The sequence below is a fragment of the Rathayibacter sp. AY1A2 genome, assembly GCF_002930935.1.
GTDB lineage: Bacteria > Actinomycetota > Actinomycetes > Actinomycetales > Microbacteriaceae > Rathayibacter.
The window spans coordinates 234,722-250,817 of the sequence record NZ_PSTP01000002.1; the positions used below are offsets into that span (position 1 = coordinate 234,722).

Genomic DNA, 16,096 nt, shown 5'->3' on the forward strand with positions numbered 1-16,096 from the left:
GGACCGGTGACCGGATCGCGCGGCTGAGTACAGAGTCGCCGGCGAGGAGATCCGCGCCGCACGCGGGCGAGTCCGTCCGCGCGATCGGCGGGCGATCAGGCCGACTCGCGGAGCACCAGCTGGTGACGGACGGTGCGGTGGACGTCCGGGCCGCCCCGCGGGAGCTCGCCGGCGATCATGGCGACCGCGAGGTCGAGGGCGTGCCGCGCGAGCTCGTCGAGGTCGACGGCGAGGGTGGTCAGCGTCGGTGCGAGGAGCCGCCCGATCGAGAGGCCGTCGATGCCGACCACCCGGACGTCGCCGGGCACGTCGACGCCCGCCCGACGGCAGGCGGAGAGCACGCCGAGCGCGCAGAGGTCGTTGAACGCGACGATCGCGTCGGCGACCCGGGGCCGGGCGATGATCCGCTCGGTCGCGTCCGCGGCCGCCTGGGCGGTGGGGCCCTCGGCGCGGACGACGGAGGCCTCGAGTCCGCGCGCGGAGAAGGCCCGGATCAGCAGCTCGGCTCGCCGGCTCGGCCGGGCATCCCGCGAGACGTCGACGACCACCGGGCGCCGCACGCCCGCTCCCGCCAGGTGCTCGGCCAGCGCCTCGACGGCGTCGGAGTGGTCGAGCAGCACCGCGGCGCGGAGCGGGTCGCCGGTCGGGTCGAGCTCGACGACGGGCACGGAGCCGAGCCGCTCGATCCACTCCGCCGAACGATCGCCGAAGGTGCCGATCACCGCGTCGGTCTGCGCGCCCAGCGCCTGGATCATCCGGTCGGAGTCGGCGGCGAGGCCCACGTCCGCGAGCGACACGTTCCAGCCCCGCGCCGCCGCGACCCGCACGACGGCCGAGGCGAGCTCCGGCGACCACGGGTTCCGCAGGTCGTCGACGACGAGCCCGAGCTGGTGCTCGCCGCCGGTGACCAGGCCGCGGCCGAACCGCGACGGGCGGTAGGACAGCTGCTCCGCGGCGTCGAGGACCCGCCGCTTCGTCTCCTCGCTGATGCCCGGCATGCCGTTCATCGCGCGGGTGACGGTCTGGCGGGAGACCCCGGCGGCGGCCGCGACGTCGTGGATCGTCGCGCGGCCGCCGGCCTCGGCACCGCTCAGGCGCGGAGGTCGAGCCATGCCGTCTGCTCCGGAATCAGCTCGATCGACAGGCCGCGCATCGACGAGCGCAGCTCGGTGATCGTGCGCGGCCCGAAGAGCGGGAAGGTGGGGAACGGCTGCGCGAGCACGTAGGCCAGCGCGATCGCCGTCGCTCCGACACCGTGCTCGGCCGCCAGCTGCTCGGCACGGCGCAGGCGCTCGAAGTTGTCCGGCCCGTAGTAGCAGCGCACCAGCTCGGCGTCGCTGGTGTCGTCCGGGCGGGCGCGACCGGTGAAGAAGCCGCGGGCCTGCGAGGACCACGGCAGCAGCGGGATCTGCCGCTCGACCAGCCACTCCTTCGACGCCCGGTCGGTGACGTGGACGCAGCCCTCCCACGGCACGTCGTACGCCTCGGCCAGGCCGAAGTGGTCGCTCAGCGCCTGGAACCCGGCCCGCCCGTGAGTGCGGGCGTACTCCTGCGCCTCGTCGAAGCGCGCCGGCGTCCAGTTCGAGACGCCGTAGGCGCGGATCCGCCCGGCGCGCTGGTGCTCGTCCATCACGTCGACGAACTCGCCCACCGGCACCTCGAGGTTGTCGCGGTGCATCAGGTAGATGTCGGCGTAGTCGGTGCCCTGCCGCTCGAGGCTCTCGAGCAGCTGCCGGGAGAGCGACTCCGGATCGCAGTAGGGGGTGTGCGCGCCCTTGGTGATCACGACGACGTCCTCGCGGATGCCGCGGTTGCGGATCCACCGGCCGAGGCGGCCCTCCATCTCGCCATCGCCGTAGATGTAGCCGGTGTCGAAGGCGGTGCCGCCCTGCTCGACGAACGCGTCGAAGATCGCCGAGGCGTGCGCCAGATCCGGCTGGTTGTCGACGCCCATCACGAGCCGCGACATCCGCTTGCCGACGCCGGGGATCTCGCCGAAGAGCATCGGGCTGTCCGACGCCGCGCGCAGCGGCCGCCCGGACACCGTCGGGATGTCCGCGGTCTCGGCCTCGAACGGGAAGCGCAGGCCGATCGCGGCGCGCCAGCGGTCGAGCGTGCGGGCCGTCGCGAGCGTCTCCTCGAGCGTCATCTGCGGCGCCTCGACGGATCCGGCCGCCAGGGCGTCGGTCGTCGCATCCGCCTCGAGCGCGTAGGGGCTCTCCCCCTCGAACGTGAGGATGCGCGGCTCCTCCCCCACGACGCTGATCTCGATGCCCGCGTCGGACGCACCGAACCACGGGTCGGCCACGTGCAGACGGCCGCGCGTGCCGTGGATCGTCAGGGCGTTCACGTCGTCGAGTGCCACGCCGGTGCGGAGGGCCGCGGTGATGCCGCCGCGGTAGGTCGCGCGGGCGACGCTCCACTCGTCGACGCCGGTCGGGCCGAGGCTGCCCCTCGCGTCGAACTCGACGGGCTCCGCGACGGCGACACCGGTCGCGGCCTGCACCACGGCCGCCGCGGCGGTGACGGTGTACCCGCCGACGTCGAGGACGCCTCCTCCGGCCGTCGCGACGTCGTACAGGCGGCCCTCGCGGGACGGGGTGCGGAAGGAGAAGGAGGCGTCGATGTGCACGACGTCGCCGATCGCGCCGTCGCGGACGAGCTCGAGCAGCGCGGCGGTCTGCGGGTGGAAGCGGTACATGTACGCCTCGACCAGCGGCAGACCCGCGCTGCGGGCGGCGTCGACCAGGGCCATCGCCGTGCCGTGGTTGACGGCGAACGGCTTCTCGCAGAGCACGGCCTTGCCGGCCTCGAGCGCCTGCAGGACGAGCGCGGCGTGACCCGTGTGCACGGTGGAGATGTAGACCGCGGTGACCCGCGGGTCGGTGAGGACCGCGGCGTAATCGCCGGCGGTCGCGTCCGCGAAGCCGTGCTCGACGGCCTCGGCGGCGAAGGCCGCGGCTCGCCCCGGGTCGGAGCTGCCCGCCGCGACGAGCCGGGCGCCGCGGTCGCTCGCCGGGAGCTGGGAGAGGAACCGGCGCGCGATGCTGCCGGGGCCGAGCACCGCCCAGCCGGGTGCGGGAGTGGTCGGAGTGGAGTCGGTCATGGGGACCCTTTCGCGGCGTCATCGGCGTGAACGTTCACGGACCACGCTAGGCGGGCAGGAGGGGACGGGACAAGTGCGGTGCGGAACCTGAACGTGAACGTTCACCACGGGACGGAGGGCGCTCCTCCGCTGCTCGAACGGCCGGGCGGCCGGGCGGAGGGAGGGTCGCCGAGATCGCTTTCGATGCCGAGCGCCGTCTCGGTCTCGGCGAGCGACGGCCGCGGCCCGACCCGGAGGTCGCCGAGGGCGTCTTTCCGCAGGTCGCCGAGGGCGTCGTTCCGCCGGAACACGTCGCCGTCACGGACGGGCGGAGCACACAGGCAGCGGAGCCTCTGAGCAGCTCGCCTTCGTCGGGTCGCCACGAGTACCGTCCCGGGTGGGGTGCCTCAGCGGGACTCTTCATCGGGCGGGGTTGTCGGGACACTGCTCGCCGCGGGATCCCGCGGCCGGTTCTGCTGCGTGCGCGTGTACCGGAGAACCATCCCCAAACGGGACGATGGGCTTGGGGTTTACGTCCGGGCCGAGCGAGAGCAAGGTGCAACGATGTGCTCATGGACGAAGCGGCGACGGTAGAGCGCGCTGACCAGCTATGGCAAGCGGGCCGCCGAGCGGCTGCTCTTGAACTCTTGAAGGCTCAGGTACGCCGCTCCCCCTCCGATCCGGCGGTGCGGCTCGCGCTGATCGCGAGATACCGCGAACTCGGCGCTCCCGATCAAGCAGGACGCTGGGGACTCGCTTTGGATGGCGAGACTACGGACTTCGAGCGAGACAGGGCTGCTCGCCTGCTGGCAGGGGCAGGCCTTCGCGATCACGATCTGCCCGACTTCCTCTCCCTGCCGTCTCGCGATCTTCCCCAAGAAGCCCTCGAGCTGCTCGCTCTGGTCGAGCACTATCGCGCGCGGTTCAATGAAGAACACCCCTACCAAGCGCCGCCGCCGCGAGACCGGCTCGAATTCGCTGCGTTCGTCCTCTGGCTCGCCGCAGTCGGCCTGGCCGTCGTTGCCTCGATGATCGCGTGGGGTGGCGCAGTGCTCGACACGCAGATGACCGCCTTCGCTCGATGGTCAGGTGTCGTCTGCGTCGGCATCGCGGCCCTTGGCTTCGTTGCACAGGGATGGCGGTGTCTGCGCTCAGGGTCCCGCGTGCTCGGCTGGACCTGGCTCGTAGCAGCCGCGATCATCGCGATCGAACTCGCCGTCCTACTCCCGGCCGCGGCCCAGAACGCCGGAGAGCTTCTGTTCACCTGGGAGAAGTGAACCAACCGCACCACGCCAGGAACGCAACCACTGAGACACGCGGCGGCAGCGCTGAAGAGCGCCCCGTTCAGCCATCCCCTATTGGGACGCTGCCTGCTCTCCCGCAACTGCGCGGCGAGCGGCGTCCGCTTGATGGCGATACAGCGAGGCACGACTCCACCCGACGAGACGAGCAGCATCCTCAGCAGTGCGCCCACGCGCTCGCGCGTCCGCGGCGATCGCGAGCTTGTCCGCGACCACCGCAGGATCCGATAGGGGACGGCCGAAGCGCGTTCCGTTCGCACGTGCGGCGGCGATACCAGCGTTGACGCGTTCGACGATGAGTTCCCGCTCGTATTCCGCGAGTGTGGCGAGCATGTTCAGCATCAGCCGGCCAGTCGACGTCGACGGGTCGATGCCGTCCGAGATCGACCGCACCTGAACACCTCGCTCACGCAGCAGGTTCACCGTGTTGAGCACGTCGATCAATGACCGGCCGAGGCGGTCGACCCTCCAGACGACGACGGTGTCCCCGTCTTCGGCGTACTCGAGCAGCTTCTTCATCCCGCGGCGTTCAATCGCGGTCTTGCTACCTGACGTTACATCAGCGAACACATGGCGCTTCCGCACGCCGGCCGCGACGAGCGCGTCGACCTGCAACTGCGCATCCTGACTCGACGTACTCACACGCGTATAACCGAGAAGCCTCACGAGCTCAGTCTGACTCGGAAAGTCTCTGCGAGCACCCTCCTGAGACGAAGTACGCCAAGACAAGTTGTTGAGACAGTGAGAGGGCCGCCGTTCCGGTCGAGACCGAGCTAGGACGTGCTCCTGACTGGTTGTCTCAGAAAGCTAATGCTTCTCGACACGTATCGAGGGTTGAGTGCAAGAGCGCGACGAGGTGGAGTACGTCCTGCACGCAATCGACCGATCGTGACCCCTTCCCGCTGTCGCTGACTACGAAAATCCTTCTCATCCCACCCCGCGCGGTCAGCACCGACCACCAAGCACTCCCGAAACCACATCTTGCTAGCGACACACGAGGTTTCTCGTTCCCTCCAATCGAGCGGCGCCGCAGTCAAGCCCGATTTGGAGGCGTCTCCGGCCCACGGCTGCGCCAACGGCTACGTATCGAGCCGCAAGAGTCGAAGCGGTCTCCGCTTCGCAGCCCACCCCCTCGCCGGCTACCGAAAGATGGGCGTGTGACAGCGAGCGCTACACCGACCCGAGCGTGTTCAGTGCAATGATCAGATCGGCAAAGCACCTCCCCGACCACTCACGAAGCAGGAGCCAGATTGACACTCACCGACGCGCTAGGTGACCGCTTCGTACACGCCCGAAACGCTGCGCGCTCAGGCCACTACCAGCTTCTGCTTGGGGCCGGTGCGAGCATTGGAGCAAAAACGGCAAATGGCTCAGTTCCTGATGCTAAAAAACTTGTGGGACTTCTACAGAAGAAGTATCCGCACGCACCCATCTCCGATGGAACACGCTTGGAACGTGCTTACCAGCGCGCCATTCAAGCAGATGGCGCTGATAACGTCTGGCGATTCTTGAAGACCATTTTTCATCGAGCCAACCATGAAGCGTGGTTTACCGAGATAGCCTCAATGCCATGGCGTCGTACATGGACCCTGAACATCGATGACGCATTCGAGCGCGCATATGCTTTGTCGGACAGAAGAAAACGAGCAAGTCTTACTAGTATTAACTGGGTGGACGAATACATGGAAGCTAAAGGCCCCGAAATCATACACCTGCATGGTTCGATAGCTACAAAAAGTCCAAGCCCGCTAATTTTTAGCCTTAGTGAATATCACGCCGCAGCGGAGGCGCATGGCGTGTGGCATAAAGTTCTGCGTGGGGTACTATCGAGCGAGCCCGTTGTTATTGTGGGCGCACGAATTCTAGACGATACAGATATAGAATCCCTTGTCCTTAACGCGAGGCCACGGAGCGCTGCTCCTTCTATAATCGTTGATCCTTTCATCTCTCCCGAAAATGCGTTCGACCTGACCAGTGCCGGATACATTATATATCAAGGCAAGGCCGACGCGTGGATTGACGAATGGTCAGATCTATTCGGTCTCGACCCTGATAATCGCAGGTTGCTCTACGCAGACGTCGCAATCAATCTCCCGCAAATTGACGAGCTTAGGACTGACCGAGTCGTCCCGCCGCCTTCAAGTCATGACATTTTCACTGGAAGCGAACCTCTTTGGAGTGACGCTTGTTCTAACTTCATCGCACCCTTCGAATGGACAACAAGCGTCGTGCATCATATTGCGCAGTGGGCCGTTGACGAAACAGAGAACGTATTCGTCCGGGTGCTCTACGTTCGACGCCTAGCTGGAGTCACCGCCGGCCTCTACTCCATCGCAGTCGAAGTTGCGAAGCTTGGGATTCGGGCATTTCGCTTCAACCGATCTGTTCGGTTCAGTCCGCAGCTCGTCCTCGATATGTGCCGTGGCGCTGGGCCAATTGTGCTATTCATTGACGGCGGCTACGCATTCACTGATGATGTCGATCGCCTAGCGGCACTAGCAAACGAGGATCCAGATGTGAAGTTGTATATCGCGCTTGGCGATAGGCCCTCGAGCGCAAGCCTGATTGAAGATCATCTTTCTCCTAGTGTCTACTCTGTTTCCGTCGACAATGTTGCATTGCGCCGATCAACGAAAGATGCCCGTGAGGTAGTGCGCGTCCTCAAGCGAGAGGGTCGCGTAGAGCTACTGAATACACTCTCGCCGTCGCAACAAATTGCTCATTTCAACAATCGCGATATATTCAGCTCGATGAGCGAGATCGAAAACGCGGCCGGTTTTCGGGCACGTCTCGATCAAGAAATCCGGAGACTCGACACGAAGTGGCATCGTGATCTTGTAATACTCGTCGCGCTCGCGAAGCATGGAGGCGCCGAAGTCTCACTAACGGAGGCCGCGTTTGCTCTGAATACTTCGGCCGGGTCAATCATCTCAGCAGTAAGCGACAGCGATCACCTTGGCGCTCTCATTGAAGTCGATGAAGACATGCTCTTCGCTCGTCATCGCCTTCAGGCGGTTGACTCTTTGATTCGCAAGTCTGGCGGGGAGGGCTTCTTGACCTCGCTCGCAGACATGCTCGTTGGTCTTGCGGCCCTTCTTCCGCGTGGGAGCTATGGGGATCGGACGCGCGGCTCTGCACTCGTTCGTCATTTGATGGGCGCTAAACTCCTGCACGGCATCTACCCAACAACGGATATCGACTACCTATTCCAGCGAATTCGTCCACAATATGGCGACTGGAACGCTCGCTATTGGGAACAGCGGTCGATCTACGCACGCATTTCAGGCAATTTGGACCCCGCGGTCTCGTACGCTCAACAAGCGGTTGAGGTCCACGACGATGACTTCACTCGGAATACGCTTGCCGTGAATCTGCTCAGCAAAGCCGAGTTTCTCGCAGACCGTCAAGAGCCTGGGTGGGAGGAGTACTACCTTCGAGGCAATGCTGAGTTTGCGGCTGCAGCGAAGAATGCGCGGTCCACATTGGTGTCCCGATTCGCTAAGCTCTCAGCAACACTCGATCTCCTTTCTGCCCTATCAAAATCTTTCGAAATCAGCCGTTCTCAGGGTGACGTTCAGCAAATAATCGTGGATTGGTCTGCTTCATATGCAGATTACCGTCTGGCCCTTCCCAATATCGCCGGGTCCGAGCTAGTCCGGGACGCTGAGAAGTTGTCAAGACGTTTTTCGACGGTGGCTGATAATTGGGCAGCAGAGGCGCTTGCCCTGGGTGGGCTAGAGACCAGCAAAGAAAGTAGAAAGGACCGAGTAAGCCGTGAAATACGAGATGCTGCTTTGTCCTTGACGTCTCCGACATTGCTAGCTCAGCTAGCAGCTCGTGTGCGAGACCAGCTTCCAGCAGAGGATGCTCTGAACTGGGGCGGATTCAAAACTTTCAAATCGGCACTGCTAGTGGCGCTTCCAGATAGCAGAATTTTGCCCGAAAAGGGAGGTATCCTACTCCCCGCAATTATTCAGTCACCTTCTGCTCAAATGTTAGACGGTGCGGCATCGGTAGATAAAGCCGCCGTACTGGCTGCAATCTCCACGAGAGTAAAAGAACTCACTGAACCGATGGCGATGCATATCCTTGCCGAACTGGTGGCTAAGGATTTGAAAATTAGTGGAAAGTGGGATTGGGGTGGATTTAGGAAGTTTAATAAGGCCTTGACAGCGGCCGCTCCGGACGTGCAGATCGACACGACGCCGCCGATGTTCGTAGTCCCGCTGGACGACTTCGAGTAATTGATGGTGCGCGTCCCCGGCGAAGCTAAAGTGCGCTCGCGCCTGTGTCCCGCTTTGGCGGTGATCTCAAGGCCCAAGACTGAGGCTTTCGTCTTTTGCTCTCGAAGGTGAACGCCTAAGCGCCTGCCCGTGGCGCCGTCGGCATCGGTGAGCTTGATGCTGTAGTTAACTACTCGGCCGCCTAAGTCAGCTCGAGTAGTTCGCCCGGGGTGAAGGTCGCGGTGGTCCTGCCAGGGTCGATGTAGACGCGAACGGTCAACAGCTCGCGAGGCGTCGGAATGCTTAGGGGCTCACCCGGAGCGAAGGCACCGTCCGCACGACGGGAAGGATAACATTGCCAATGGTTTAGAGCCAGTGACTCTCGCATGTGCGTGCCGGTTCGGAATGCGACGCTACAGCGTACTCGGCGCAATCTCCTTCTGCCGAACCAGGGGCGAGTTGGCGAGCTGGCGGGGCTGAATCATCGCGGCCATGACGTCTCCAATAGGTCGGCCGACCACCACGCGAGTTCTATCAATAAGCTCAGTTGCTTCGTTGAATTTCCAGGCGAGTCGCGCGGCGAGCAGGCGAGCGTTCTCAGTGTCGTCCGCGCGGCGTGCCTCGGTGTTGATCCGAGCCTAATGGGACGCAGCTAGTCGCGCATGGTCATCGGTTCGACCTATCGGTGGGTCGGGCGTCGGGATCTCGTGGACGCGCTCAGGTGCCGGTGGCAGACTGACCTTATGGCCAAGCGTCGCACCAAGACCGTTCGTGCTGCGCTGATTTCCAATGGCATGGTGTGGTTTGGGTTTTCGCTGATGCTCTTCGCGATCGCCGGCGAGCAGACCTATGCCGCATTCACCGGTGAGTGGTTCAACGTGCTCGGGTGGGTGCTGATCGTCGCCGTGGCCGCCGGCCTGGCGGTCGTCGGCGTCATCGAGAACCGGAACATCCGGGCGGGGAAGAAGTACAAGCCGCGGCCTCGCCGCTGATCGCTACTCGGGCGCAGCCTCACCGGACACTACGGCGCGGGCGCGCTCGATGTAGCTGAGGCCGGCGGCGCGCAGCGCGTCGACCGTGATCTTGCGCTCTTCCCCGGGGGCTCCGATGACGGGCAGGGGCGTGGCGAGCAGGGCGACGTCGCGAAGGTCGTCCGCGAGGTCTTCGTCGTAGATCCCGGTGTCGCGGTCAGCGAAGGCGACGACCTCGACACCGGTCGTGAGTCCCCGAGCGGTGAGAGTGTCGCGGATGACGGCGAGGTAAGCGTCCTGGTACGCGGCGACGTCGCGGTCCCAGACCTCAGTGATGGCGCGGGAGAGCCGTTCCGTCGCGTAATAGACGTCGTAGCGGGGGTCGCCTGCATCCCTGGCACGGTCGAGGACCGCCTGGTGAATCTCACCGAGCTGGTCGTAGTGCTCGGCGCGCACCTGCTCCGGGTCGGACATTTCGGCGGCGATCGCTGCGATCCGGGCTGTCTCTTCGGCGGTGGTGTGCTCCTGCAGCATCGCCGCGGTGTCGACGTCGGTGGCGGCGGAGAGGTCGATCTGGTCCTGGTCGGCGAGGTCGAGGAGCCCGAAGTCCTCCAGGTCGGATTCGGCTGAGACGACGACGCGGACGGGAGTGGTGCGCCACTTCAGGGTCTTGTAGCCGCAAGCCTTCTCCTGGGCGAAGTGCTGCTCGAGCATCGCGGGGAAGCAGCCGCAGTCCTCGTGCTCGTCGTGGTGGTGGCCGATGCAGCGGTCATCGTCGCAGCCGCACTCATCGCCGGCCCACTCTGCGGCGGAGGGCGAGCCGTGCTCGCGTGCCCATTCGTCGGGGTCGATTTCCTGGGCGCGGAGGGTGCTGATCACGTCGGGGTAGAGCTTCATCGTGGGTGTCCTGTCTGATGAGGCGCGACGGCCGGCGGTCGCGACGGGTGCGAGCGCGTCCATCGTCGCATCCGGTCATGACACTGGCCGTGCTGCTGCTATGCGAGGTCCGGGGGTCGAGGGGCTTCTCCCTCTCATGCGGGCCGGCCCGGTCGGGGGCGTAGGGGTCGTTACGCGTCAGATTTGGCCGGAGCGGTTTGGGGGCGGATGGCATAGACGAGGCCGCCGATGATCAGCGCCAACGACACGGTCAGCAGCGCTGTCTGGAACCAACTCGGATCGATCACGGCTAGGACGTCACCTGAGGCCAGGCGCGAATAGGTGCATCTGAGGCCGACCGGCCACATCGAGGCTTCTGCTCGAGTCGTCGTCTCCACGCCGGGAAAGAGAACGCCGTACCAGGCGTAACAGGTCTCGGTGCCGTTGCGGACCTGGCCGTAGAGCTCGAAGAACCAGATCAGGAGTCCAGTGACTCCGGCTCCGATCGACACTTTCGGCCCGGTCGTCACAAAGGGTGCCTCTCTGCCATCACTGCGGTTTTCGCGTCCGTAGCCTAGCCACCGGTGAGAGCACAGGCATGATGCGGGTGCGTGGCCGGGGGGTTGAGGGGGTTCTCCCCCTCGTGCGGGCCGGCCCGTTTCGGGTCGGCCCGCGGCGCGCGCTCAGAGGGTGAGCGTGTGGAGGATCAGGGTCGTGGAGCCGATGGGCTTTCCGAAGTCGGTGTAGTCGAGGGTCGCGCGGCGGTTGCTGATGAGGTCGAGGGCGATCAGCTCCTCCTCGGACTCGTCCGTCATGTCGCCGGGCTCCTCGTCCCATTCGCGCAGCACCTGCCGGTCGGCGTCGAGGACTTTCCACAGTCCCCAGACGTGGGCGATGGGGCCGGTCGTTTCGTACTTGAAGACGAGGGCGGTCGCGGTGGGCCAGCCGTAGGCGGCCGCGGCGACGATCAGCGCTCGCGCTGCGGCGGCGGTCGCGTCGGCGTCGCCGGACGCGGCCGCGGCGTCGACGGCGACCTCGGCTGCTCGCAGCGTCGGGTCGTCCTGGTACGGGTCGAAGCGGTGGGCGGGGCGGGGTGCGATGGTCGTGGTGGTCATGGTCGGGCCTTCCTGTGCAGCAGTGAGAGGAGAGGAGGGGGCGGGGACCGGCTCGAGCCGGTCCCCGCCGGAGGGGCTAGCTGAGCCCTGCGGCGTCGGCGGGGGTGCTGTCGCCGGTGACGACCTGCTCGACCGGGGAGAGCGCGTATCCCCAGGCCGCGAGCTGGCGGAAGTGCTCGGCCGTGCGCTCGTCGCCGCGGCGCCAGGACTCCTTGCTCGTGTGCGCCTCCTGGCCTTCGAGGACGACGGCCAGCGCGACCAGGCGGGCCTTCGCGGGGTTCGCCTCGATCAGCGCCGCGAGAGCGTCGGCGCGGTAGCCGGAGGGGCGCTCGATGCGCAGCAGCGCGTGCGCGAGGTCGCTGCCGTTGCTCATCCCGGAGGACACCGCGAACCGGTGAGCGGTGAGACCGAGGGCGATGATGCGATCCGCGTCCTTGGGGAGGGTCTTGCGGGCGAGGAAGATCGCGATCCACTCGCGGCGCACCTTCTCGGCCGCGTTCCACGCCTTGTTGTTGGCGATGAGCACCTTCCGCTCCGCGGACTTCTCAGCCCGCTCCTCCTCGGCCTCCTCCTCGGTCTGCGGCTGCTCGGGGGCTCCGTAGGCGTAGGTGAATCCGGCGGCGGTGGGATCCTGAACCAGGAGCGTGACCTCGACCTCTCCGCGCCAGCTGGTGTCGATGAGCACTCCGCGTCCGGGAGCGGCGGCGACCTGCTCGGGAGTGACGCTCTTCCCGTCCTCGCCGCGCAGCTGCCGCACCGGCGTCCACGTCGCCTGGTCGCCGTAAGCGTCGGAGCGGGTGAGGACCTGGAAGCCGTTGCCGGTGTACTCGGCGGCGGTCGCCGCGAGGAGCGCCTGGTGCGCGGCCTCGTCGCGGAGGGTCTGCGCGGTGTGCTCGAACTGGGCCGGGTCGTGGGTGGCGACCTCGATCAGGGTCGCGCGGGCCTCCGCGTCGTCCTCGAACTCCAACAGCACCGCCGCCTGGTCCAGGGTCAGCTCGTGCTCGTGCAGAACGGACGTGACGGTCGCGGACTCCGCGACCGCAAGCCCCTTCTTCACCGCATCGGTCTTGGTGCCGGTGCGCTTGGCGATCGCTGCGGCGGACACGCCCTCGAACGCGAGCTGCGCCCACGCGGCGGTGCGGTCCGCGACGCTCAGCTCGGCGCGCTGGTCGTTCTCGATGATCTGCTGAACGATCCGGTCGGCGGTCGTCTCGTCGCCCTCCACGACGTAGACGGGGATGGTGGCGACTCCGGCCTCGCGGGCGGCGAGGGTGCGGCGCTGTCCGGCGCGGACGATGACGTTGCCGCGCTCGTCGCGGCGGGCGAGGACCGGGGTGATGACGCCGTTCTCGCGGATCGACGCGATGAAGTCCTTCGTCAGCGGGGCGCTGGTGCGGACGTTCGCCTCGATCACGAGGACGGTCGGGTCGATGTGCTGAACGGTCCCGGTTCCGGTGGTGATAGTCACGATGGTTTCTCCTCAATCGGTGTGTAATCATCAAGACGGCAGGCTCTGTGGTCCCGCACCCCGGTTGCGGGGCTTGTCCTTTGTCTCTTCCTGATCGTTTTTCTTTGCCTCTCCGGCGAGTGAAAACCAATTGAGTGGAGTCGGCGGAGTGACGCCGATCACGGGCGAAACAAGCCCGGAGGGCGCGTCCGGGATCGGTGGCACGCAGCCGATGGAGCGAGATAGGTTGAAACCGCGGAGAGGTGAAGAAAACCTAGAAACGCGCCGCGTAGCGGCTCCCGCCGGCGGTGTTCCGTCACCGCTGCGCGTGCGGAGCTCGCGCCCCGCCGGAGAAACGACGTCGATAGGCTTCGGGCAGGTGACGCTTGATCACCCCGAACGGGAGAACGACATGAACGCCGTGATCTACCGCATTCGATCCATCGCCGCATTGCTCCGCGCGAAGTTCACTACAGCGCCGGCGGCGCTGCCGACGGATCCGTTCGGGGAGCCGCCACGCGAGGCTCACGACCCGCGCTCGTACCAGGGGGAGTCGTGGAAGGCACCTGCGCCTTCCACGCTCAACTTCCACTGAAGCCGCACTCCCTCGGGGAGCGTGAGGGGTTAGCCCCTCACAGGCTGGCCCGCACCGTTCACCGACCTGACCGGCTGCTCGATGCCTTCGGCGCTGAACTCAGATCGACTGCGGTCGGATCTGTCCGCGATTGACGGCGTAGGCGGCACCACCTGCGATGATCCCGGCGACGAGGAAGGCCGGGAGCGGAACGAACCCGAACGCGGGGATGTACGTCGGTTCGGTGAGGCCCGCAGGAAGCAGCGGAACGCTGACCGCGATAGAGCTACCAAGAGCGGCCCCGATCGACTCGCGCGTGACGGTCAGCCGGCGGCAGGCGCGGCGGACGACCGCTCGGCTCGCGAGTGCACCGACTGCGCCGTAGGTGCCCACAATCGCCCCCAGGATGACTGTCACGATGAAGAAACCGACAAAACCGACGACGCCAATGGCGATCTGGTTCCCATCGCTGAAGTCGTTGTACGGGAACAGCAAGGAGACGAAAGGGGCGCTGTAGAGGGTCGCGACGATGCCTCCGAGGAACGCGCCCACACAGACGGGGTGTCTCTTCATCCACACGGGCACGTGTACTCCTTCGTTCCGAGGCTCACAGTAGCCCTGCCACAGCGGCCCTGCGCCTCCCAATCGGCCACTACACCCGCGGCGCTCGCGACCCCGGTGCGGGGACGCCGGGAAGCATGAAAGGGTCTCCCCTGACGGGCCGTCTCGCCGCCTGTCGTCGCCCTCGTGAAGGGTTGCCGCCCGTCGCGAATCACCTCCCGGTCATCCAGACTGAGCGACGTGACCGATCAGCGAAACGCCACGGGCTTGAAGCCCCTGGCTGATGCCGAATTCTGGCCCATCATCGATGTGCTCGGGGGCCGTTACCAGCTCCGGACGATCGCGGCCGCGGAACGAGAACTGAGCCGACGGCCGGAGCTCGAGATCCTGCGGTGGGCGGAAACCGCAGCGCTCAAAGCTCTCAAGCTGGACAGCGCGATCGACTTCGGGAAGGACACGTTCCGGGCACTTGGTGCAGTCATCGGCAAGGGGAGGACGGTCTTCGAGACGGTCCTTCGAGACGCCGACGCCTACGAACCGAAATGGATCAACGACAACTCGCAGAGCGTGCTCTTCATCGGCGGCGGCGCGATCGAACGCCACGGCGCTGACTCGCACGTCATCACGTCCTTCACCCCCCGGCACGCGGTACTCGTGAAGGAGCTGTACCCAGCAGGTCCTTGGGAGTGACGCATAATCGGCGGGTGGCTGAGCAAGAGTGGTTCTCGAACGAGGAGTCCCCGGTGATGAGCGCCTTCCTCGGCGCGTTCGTGGCGCGTCTGAGGCTACGCGCGGCCGAGTGGGACACGGACGTACGACCGGCCGACACCACCTTCGACGCCTCACTCGATGAGGTCTGGTGCGGGATCCAGGTTCCCGGCTTGTCCGGGGACTTCACCGCTCTATGGCTGGAATGCGCGGAGGACGACCACGGCATGCCCAAGCTGGAGGGGTCGTGGGGTGTCCGCGATCTCGTCGCCGACGACTACGGCAGCGACCCGATCCGCGACCTCACCGTGCGCGGCGCCCCGATTACGCCGGAGACGCTGGCCGATCTTGCCGCCCAGTGGTGTCAACGCCACCTCCGGATGGACATCAGCCGCGAAGAATGGAAGCACCGTCGCTGGACCCGCCACGACGACTTCGGCCGCGTGCCCCACGCGCGGCGACGTGGCATCCCGCTGCGCACGGTACTCGAGCGATCGAACGGCCACGCGACGGGCCTTCACCTGAAAACTCACAAGCCCGCCTGACGACCTGGAAGACGCCCGCGGCCTCCACGACGATCCGATTCCAGGAAGATCGCGCTCCCGATGAGGGTGAAAAAACCTAGAATCGCGCCGCGTAGCGGCTCTCGCCGGCGGTGCTCCGGCGCCGCTGCTCGAGGGGAGCTCGCGCCCCCGAACGGGGAGACGGGTGAGGCTTTGACCGTCTGCGCGACCGCAGTTCCGTCCGGCGCGAGAAAGCGGCCTGTGACACTCTGTGCACATGATGATGTGGCGTGAGACGGCGTCAGCCGAAGCGCAAGAAGATCTCGACGGCCTGCTCGATCTGACGATGACCCGCGCCGTCGAGGCTCTCGGAAAGCGCGGTGAGCTCGGCCCGTTCTCCGCCTCGATCGACACCGACGGGCGCAGCGTTCTGAGCATGGTGGAGCCGGAGCCGGGTCGCGGGAACAGCTCGTCCCAGGCGGACCTCGACGAGCTCCGGCGTGCAAGCAGAGAGAACCGGCAGTCGTTACGGGCGGTCGCGTACGTCAGCGTGGTCACGATCAGCGGGAGCGGTGACGCTATCCGAGTCGAGTCGGAACATCGGGAAGGCATCGCGCTGGTGGTCCTGGTTCCCTACACCCGGCTTCGTCTCCGCAAGCAACTGAAACTCGGCGAGATGCGCCTGCAGGCCGGCGTAGCCGACATCTGGGCGCCGGAGGTCTGACTTCCTCG

General features: G+C 65.9%; 15 protein-coding genes. 7 read left to right on the forward strand and 8 right to left on the reverse strand.

Annotated features, from left to right (window positions below; translation table 11 throughout):
- Positions 1–95: 95 nt before the first annotated feature.
- The gene (locus tag C5B93_RS03515) at positions 96–1,112 is read right to left on the reverse strand and encodes a LacI family DNA-binding transcriptional regulator (RefSeq protein WP_104291784.1); all 1,017 of its coding nucleotides are present in this window, start codon (positions 1,110–1,112) and stop codon (positions 96–98) included.
- Positions 1,091–3,106 (reverse strand): aldo/keto reductase, encoded by a 2,016-nt coding sequence (locus C5B93_RS03520; RefSeq protein ID WP_104291785.1) that lies wholly within the window; start codon positions 3,104–3,106, stop codon positions 1,091–1,093. The genes C5B93_RS03515 and C5B93_RS03520 overlap by 22 nt, the downstream gene beginning before the upstream one ends.
- Positions 3,107–3,657: 551 nt before the next feature.
- Between C5B93_RS03520 and C5B93_RS16880 the strand changes: the two genes are divergently transcribed.
- Positions 3,658–4,362: a hypothetical protein gene (locus C5B93_RS16880; protein ID WP_146078426.1), complete on the forward strand. Its 705-nt coding sequence runs from the start codon at positions 3,658–3,660 to the stop codon at positions 4,360–4,362.
- Positions 4,363–4,440: 78 nt separating this feature from the next.
- Here the strand turns inward: C5B93_RS16880 and C5B93_RS03530 are convergent, their stop codons facing one another.
- On the reverse strand, positions 4,441–5,052 hold the full coding sequence (locus C5B93_RS03530) for a recombinase family protein (RefSeq protein WP_104291787.1): 612 nt from the start codon (positions 5,050–5,052) through the stop codon (positions 4,441–4,443).
- A gap of 584 nt (positions 5,053–5,636) precedes the next feature.
- On the opposite strand from C5B93_RS03530, the gene C5B93_RS03535 reads away from it, so the two are divergent.
- Positions 5,637–8,630, forward strand: a complete 2,994-nt coding sequence (locus C5B93_RS03535) for an SIR2 family protein (RefSeq protein ID WP_146078427.1) — start codon at positions 5,637–5,639, stop codon at positions 8,628–8,630.
- 722 nt (positions 8,631–9,352) lie between these two features.
- Positions 9,353–9,601, forward strand: coding sequence for a hypothetical protein (locus C5B93_RS16885; RefSeq protein WP_146078428.1), 249 nt, complete (start codon positions 9,353–9,355; stop codon positions 9,599–9,601).
- Between the two features lie 3 nt (positions 9,602–9,604).
- On the opposite strand, the gene C5B93_RS03540 is transcribed toward C5B93_RS16885, so the two are convergent.
- The 4 genes from C5B93_RS03540 to C5B93_RS03555 all read right to left on the reverse strand — a co-directional run bounded on the left by C5B93_RS03540 (position 9,605) and on the right by C5B93_RS03555 (position 13,039).
- Positions 9,605–10,477 (reverse strand): hypothetical protein, encoded by an 873-nt coding sequence (locus tag C5B93_RS03540; RefSeq protein WP_104291788.1) that lies wholly within the window; start codon positions 10,475–10,477, stop codon positions 9,605–9,607.
- A 170-nt stretch (positions 10,478–10,647) separates the two neighbouring features.
- Positions 10,648–10,986, reverse strand: a complete 339-nt coding sequence (locus tag C5B93_RS03545; RefSeq protein ID WP_146078429.1) for a hypothetical protein — start codon at positions 10,984–10,986, stop codon at positions 10,648–10,650.
- A gap of 153 nt (positions 10,987–11,139) precedes the next feature.
- Complete coding sequence (locus C5B93_RS03550; RefSeq protein ID WP_104291790.1) at positions 11,140–11,571, reverse strand: hypothetical protein; 432 nt, start codon at positions 11,569–11,571, stop codon at positions 11,140–11,142.
- A gap of 76 nt (positions 11,572–11,647) precedes the next feature.
- A complete protein-coding gene (locus C5B93_RS03555) occupies positions 11,648–13,039 on the reverse strand; it encodes a ParB/RepB/Spo0J family partition protein (RefSeq protein ID WP_181068315.1) in 1,392 nt (463 codons plus the stop codon).
- 358 nt (positions 13,040–13,397) lie between these two features.
- Here C5B93_RS03555 and C5B93_RS16890 point away from each other — a divergent pair, with 358 nt between their 5' ends.
- Positions 13,398–13,613: a hypothetical protein gene (locus tag C5B93_RS16890; protein ID WP_146078430.1), complete on the forward strand. Its 216-nt coding sequence runs from the start codon at positions 13,398–13,400 to the stop codon at positions 13,611–13,613.
- 99 nt (positions 13,614–13,712) lie between these two features.
- Here C5B93_RS16890 and C5B93_RS03560 read toward each other — a convergent pair whose 3' ends face one another.
- Entirely contained in the window at positions 13,713–14,177 is a 465-nt protein-coding gene (locus C5B93_RS03560) for a hypothetical protein (protein WP_104291792.1), read from the reverse strand.
- 216 nt (positions 14,178–14,393) lie between these two features.
- Between C5B93_RS03560 and C5B93_RS03565 the strand changes: the two genes are divergently transcribed.
- The 3 genes from C5B93_RS03565 (at position 14,394) to C5B93_RS03575 (ending at position 16,088) form a co-directional block, all read left to right on the forward strand.
- Positions 14,394–14,843 (forward strand): hypothetical protein, encoded by a 450-nt coding sequence (locus tag C5B93_RS03565; RefSeq protein WP_104291793.1) that lies wholly within the window; start codon positions 14,394–14,396, stop codon positions 14,841–14,843.
- 14 nt (positions 14,844–14,857) lie between these two features.
- The gene (locus C5B93_RS03570; protein WP_146078431.1) at positions 14,858–15,406 is read left to right on the forward strand and encodes a hypothetical protein; all 549 of its coding nucleotides are present in this window, start codon (positions 14,858–14,860) and stop codon (positions 15,404–15,406) included.
- A gap of 235 nt (positions 15,407–15,641) precedes the next feature.
- Entirely contained in the window at positions 15,642–16,088 is a 447-nt protein-coding gene (locus C5B93_RS03575) for a hypothetical protein (protein WP_104291795.1), read from the forward strand.
- Positions 16,089–16,096 lie beyond the last annotated feature (8 nt).